A 5,203-nucleotide genomic window follows, 5' to 3' on the forward strand; every position below is an offset into this window, starting at 1 on the left:
GCGTGCCGCCTTATCCGGCCTGCAGGGGCTGGGCTGAACGTATTTTGTAGGCCTGATAAGCGCAGCGCATCAGGCACATCACATCGCAGCACCATCGGGTGCAAAGCAATATCCAAAACCTCCATAACACAAGCCATCCTGCGGCATATGCGGTAAACTAGGCGCGATTTTGCATCAGGAAAGCGTCTATGAATCACTCCCTTAAAGCCTGGAACACCTTCGGTATCGATCAGCAAACGAATGAACTTGTCTGCGCCGAAAATGAACAACAATTACTGAATGCCTGGCAATCAGCCAATGCATCGCATCATCCAGTACTGATCCTGGGCGAAGGGAGTAACGTCCTGTTTCTTGATACCTTCCAGGGTACGGTGATCGTCAATCGTATTAAGGGTATTGAGATTACAGAACAACCTGATGCGTGGCATTTGCACGTAGGTGCGGGTGAAAACTGGCATCATCTGGTCCAGCATACGTTGCAGCTTGGTATGCCTGGGCTGGAAAATCTGGCGCTTATCCCAGGCTGCGTGGGTTCATCGCCAATCCAGAATATAGGTGCCTATGGCGTAGAGCTACAGCGCGTCTGCGAATACGTAGACTGCGTTGAGCTGTCGACTGGCAAACATCTGCGTGTTGGTGCAGCAGAATGTCGTTTTGGTTATCGTGACAGCATCTTCAAACATGAATACCAGGATCGCTTCGCAATTATTGCTGTTGGTTTACGCTTGTCTAAACAGTGGCATCCGGTACTGACCTATGGCGATCTGACGCGCCTGGATCCTACAACGGTGACGCCTCAGCAAGTTTTTGATTCTGTCTGCCATATGCGCACGACAAAACTGCCCGATCCGAAAGTAAACGGTAATGCAGGAAGCTTCTTTAAAAACCCGGTTGTCACCGCAGAGATTGCGCAGGAGCTCCTGGCAAAATTCCCAACAGCACCTCATTACCCGCAGGCTGATGGCTCTGTGAAACTGGCAGCAGGCTGGCTGATCGATCAATGCCAGCTAAAAGGCATGCGCATTGGTGGCGCAGCGGTACATCAGCAGCAGGCACTGGTGCTGATCAATGCAGACAATGCGACGAGTCAGGATGTGGTGCAACTTGCACACCATGTGCACCAAAAAGTCGGTGAGAAATTTAATGTCTGGCTCGAACCAGAGGTCCGGTTTATTGGCCCGCAGGGTGAAATGAATGCTGTGGAGATCATTGCATGAAGGATAATACCGTCCCTCTGACGCTTATTTCATTACTCGCTGACGGCGAATTTCATTCCGGTGAGCAGCTCGGTGAAAAGTTGGGAATGAGCCGTGCCGCAATCAATAAGCATGTCCAGACGTTACGCGACTGGGGGGTTGATGTCTTTACTGTTCCAGGTAAAGGATACAGCTTACCGGAGCCTATCCAACTATTAGATGCTTCACTTATTCATTCTCAACTGGATGGTGGAAATATCACAGTCCTGCCGGTTATCGACTCAACCAATCAGTACCTGATGGACCGAATAGGTCAACTGGAGTCAGGGGATGCCTGTGTCGCTGAATATCAGCAAGCCGGGCGCGGCCGCCGTGGTCGCAAATGGTTTTCACCGTTTGGTGCCAACCTGTACCTTTCAATGTTCTGGCGGTTGGAACAAGGACCGGCTGCCGCGATTGGCCTGAGTCTGGTTATTGGTATCGTCATGGCTGAGGTTTTACGCGATCTGGGCGCAGAGAAGGTACGTGTAAAATGGCCCAACGACCTCTATTTGCTCGACCGTAAGCTGGCAGGGATCCTGGTTGAACTGACCGGTAAGACAGGGGATGCCGCGCAGATTGTTATCGGTGCGGGTATTAATATGTCCATGCGCCGGGTTGAAGAAAATGTGGTTAATCAAGGCTGGATTAACCTGCAGGAAGCGGGCATTAACATTGATCGCAATACCCTTGCTGCCCGACTGATACGTGAGTTGCGTGCTGCGTTAGTGCTCTTTGAGCACGAAGGTTTAGCGCCGTATCTGTCTCGCTGGAAGAGACTGGATAACTTTATCGACCGTCCGGTCAAACTTATTATTGGTGATAAAGAAATATTTGGCATCTCACGTGGAATAGACGCGCAAGGTGCATTATTGCTTGAACAAAATGGCGAGATCAAACCCTGGATGGGTGGAGAAATATCGCTAAGAAGCGCTGAGTAATAAGAAGGGGAGCTGTTGCTCCCCTTCTTTATTTATTTTCTCAACCTGACTTGCTCAACGGCATGATTGGCACTTTTCGTCATGATTAAGCTTGCTCGCTCACGCGTTGGTAATATATTTTGTTTTAAATTCAGCCAGTTAATCTCTTTCCATAACGATGTGGCGGTGTTGATAGCCTCATCTTCTGATAATTTTGCATAGTTATGGAAATAAGAGTCCGGGTTGGTAAACGCCCCTTCACGGAATTTCAGGAAACGGTTGATATACCACGTCTGGAGTAATTCTTCTGGCGCATCAACATAAATAGAAAAGTCGACAAAGTCAGAAACAAATACATGATGCGGATCGTGAGGATAGTCCATCCCGCTTTGTAATACATTTAGCCCTTCGAGTATTAATATGTCGGGCTGGGCAACGGTTTTGTCGCCATCAGGGATCACATCATAGATGAGATGGGAATAGACCGGCGCCGTGACGTTAGGTACGCCTGATTTCAGATCGGAAACGAATTTAACCAAGCGATGCATATCATAGGACTGGGGGAAGCCTTTCTTCTTCATCAGTCCACGATCTTTCAATACCTGGTTAGGGTGGAGAAAGCCATCGGTAGTAATCAACTCGACCTTGCGATGCTCGGGCCAGCGACTGAGCAAAGCCTGCAAAACACGCGCAGTCGTACTTTTACCGACGGCGACGCTGCCAGCAATGCTAATAATATAAGGAATACGCTCGCCATTCGTGCCTAAAAATTGCTCCAGCACGGCCTGACGTCGCAGGTTCGAACTGATGTAAAAGTTTAGCAAACGCGAGAGAGGCAAATAAATCTCGGCAACTTCTTCCAGCGATAAGTCTTCGTTAATGCCTTTAAGACGAGCAATCTCTTCCTCGGTCAGGGTCATCGGCACGGAATCACGAAGCGCAGCCCACTGGTTGCGATCAAACTGTAGGTAAGGCGACGTTAACGCTTGCTCTTTTATACTCATACGCATGGTCTGGCTGTCATTGCTATATCAGGTCTGCGGTAAAAAACGAAATCATCCCCGGTACGCAATGGCACGCACATTTCAGTTAATTTGGACAATGGGCAGGAGGGTAACACCAGATGGGGGGGAATAATAAGAAAAAATCATCCTCTGAAATGCAATGTGACGAGTATTCCAGATGTATAAAGATGTGCTTTCTCTCTATCAAAGCGTACCTGCCGGAGCAAAATTCCTCTCTGAGGAGGCACCTGACGTTGGAAATTTGTCCAATCCAAAGAGGAAATAGATTATTTATCGGTCGTATAGTGCAAAATGTGAGCGATAGAACATTTTATGCAATTTTTTAGTTGCATGAGTGCGCATGTCTCCATAAAATGCGCGCTACTTGATGCCGACTTAGCTCAGTAGGTAGAGCAACTGACTTGTAATCAGTAGGTCACCAGTTCGATTCCGGTAGTCGGCACCATCAAGTCCGGTGGGGTTCCCGAGCGGCCAAAGGGAGCAGACTGTAAATCTGCCGTCACAGACTTCGAAGGTTCGAATCCTTCCCCCACCACCACTTTCTGGCAGCGTTATCGCCGCCTGAGTTGATTAAAAAATTAATCAGCTCGAACAGAAAAGAGAGAGATCTCTTTTTTGTTGCAGAAAGAACTGGGTAGCCGAGTTTCAGGATGCGGGCATCGTATAATGGCTATTACCTCAGCCTTCCAAGCTGATGATGCGGGTTCGATTCCCGCTGCCCGCTCCAGACGTGCTGATATGGCTCAGTTGGTAGAGCGCACCCTTGGTAAGGGTGAGGTCCCCAGTTCGACTCTGGGTATCAGCACCACTTCACTTCTCCTTCCCGTTTCTCTCTGTTTACTTTTAAAAGCATTCAACAGCTCAGGTATATTGCCTGGTTGATGTGGTGATATCACCGATTTATCCGTGTCTTAGAGGGACAATCGATGTCTAAAGAAAAATTTGAACGTACTAAACCGCACGTTAACGTCGGTACTATCGGCCACGTTGACCATGGTAAAACAACGCTGACCGCTGCAATCACTACCGTTCTGGCTAAAACCTACGGCGGTGCTGCTCGCGCATTCGACCAGATCGATAACGCGCCGGAAGAAAAAGCTCGTGGTATCACCATCAACACTTCTCACGTTGAATATGACACCCCGACTCGCCACTACGCACACGTAGACTGCCCGGGCCACGCCGACTATGTTAAAAACATGATCACCGGTGCTGCGCAGATGGACGGCGCGATCCTGGTTGTTGCTGCGACTGACGGCCCGATGCCGCAGACTCGTGAGCACATCCTGCTGGGTCGTCAGGTAGGCGTTCCGTACATCATCGTGTTCCTGAACAAATGCGACATGGTTGATGACGAAGAGCTGCTGGAACTGGTAGAAATGGAAGTTCGTGAACTTCTGTCTCAGTACGATTTCCCGGGCGACGACACTCCGATCGTTCGTGGTTCTGCTCTGAAAGCGCTGGAAGGCGAAGCAGAGTGGGAAGCGAAAATCATCGAACTGGCTGGCTTCCTGGATTCTTACATCCCAGAACCAGAGCGTGCGATTGACAAGCCGTTCCTGCTGCCTATCGAAGACGTATTCTCCATCTCCGGTCGTGGTACCGTTGTTACCGGTCGTGTAGAGCGCGGTATCATCAAAGTTGGTGAAGAAGTTGAAATCGTTGGTATCAAAGAGACTGCTAAGTCTACCTGTACTGGCGTTGAAATGTTCCGCAAACTGCTGGACGAAGGCCGTGCTGGTGAGAACGTTGGTGTTCTGCTGCGTGGTATCAAGCGTGAAGAAATCGAACGTGGTCAGGTACTGGCTAAGCCGGGCTCTATCAAGCCGCACACCAAGTTCGAATCTGAAGTGTACATTCTGTCCAAAGACGAAGGCGGCCGTCATACTCCGTTCTTCAAAGGCTACCGTCCGCAGTTCTACTTCCGTACTACTGACGTGACTGGTACCATCGAACTGCCGGAAGGCGTAGAGATGGTAATGCCGGGCGACAACATCAAAATGGTTGTTACCCTGATCCACCC

Annotated in this window: 4 protein-coding genes, 4 tRNA genes and 1 pseudogene; 7 read left to right on the forward strand and 2 right to left on the reverse strand. The window is 49.5% G+C overall.

Going from position 1 to position 5,203, the window contains the following annotated elements:
• Positions 1-188 precede the first annotated feature (188 nt).
• Both murB and birA read left to right on the forward strand, forming a co-directional pair.
• Positions 189-1,217, forward strand: coding sequence for a UDP-N-acetylmuramate dehydrogenase (gene murB, locus OGY72_RS09225; protein ID WP_286547619.1), 1,029 nt, complete (start codon positions 189-191; stop codon positions 1,215-1,217).
• Entirely contained in the window at positions 1,214-2,176 is a 963-nt protein-coding gene (birA, locus tag OGY72_RS09230) for a bifunctional biotin--[acetyl-CoA-carboxylase] ligase/biotin operon repressor BirA (protein WP_003826969.1), read from the forward strand. The genes murB and birA overlap by 4 nt, the downstream gene beginning before the upstream one ends.
• Before the next feature lie 32 nt (positions 2,177-2,208).
• On the opposite strand, the gene coaA is transcribed toward birA, so the two are convergent.
• Together coaA and OGY72_RS09240 are read right to left on the reverse strand one after the other, a co-directional pair.
• Positions 2,209-3,159 (reverse strand): type I pantothenate kinase, encoded by a 951-nt coding sequence (coaA, locus tag OGY72_RS09235; protein WP_003031107.1) that lies wholly within the window; start codon positions 3,157-3,159, stop codon positions 2,209-2,211.
• 290 nt (positions 3,160-3,449) lie between these two features.
• Positions 3,450-3,530 (reverse strand): annotated as a pseudogene (locus tag OGY72_RS09240) (hypothetical protein); the annotation flags it as partial.
• Between the two features lie 19 nt (positions 3,531-3,549).
• Between OGY72_RS09240 and OGY72_RS09245 the strand changes: the two are divergent.
• The 5 genes from OGY72_RS09245 to tuf form a co-directional block, all read left to right on the forward strand.
• Positions 3,550-3,625, forward strand: a tRNA-Thr gene (locus tag OGY72_RS09245).
• Positions 3,626-3,633: 8 nt separating this feature from the next.
• Positions 3,634-3,718: transfer RNA gene (locus OGY72_RS09250), tRNA-Tyr, on the forward strand.
• A gap of 114 nt (positions 3,719-3,832) precedes the next feature.
• A tRNA-Gly gene (locus OGY72_RS09255) sits at positions 3,833-3,907 on the forward strand.
• A gap of 5 nt (positions 3,908-3,912) precedes the next feature.
• Positions 3,913-3,988, forward strand: a tRNA-Thr gene (locus OGY72_RS09260).
• A 118-nt stretch (positions 3,989-4,106) separates the two neighbouring features.
• Positions 4,107-5,203, forward strand: a 1,097-nt coding sequence (tuf, locus tag OGY72_RS09265) for an elongation factor Tu (protein ID WP_118262821.1), incomplete at its 3' end; no start/stop codon positions are given.

Origin of the sequence: Citrobacter sp. Cpo221, from assembly GCF_030332345.1 — a bacterium.
GTDB classification, from domain to species: Bacteria; Pseudomonadota; Gammaproteobacteria; order Enterobacterales; family Enterobacteriaceae; genus Citrobacter; species Citrobacter portucalensis.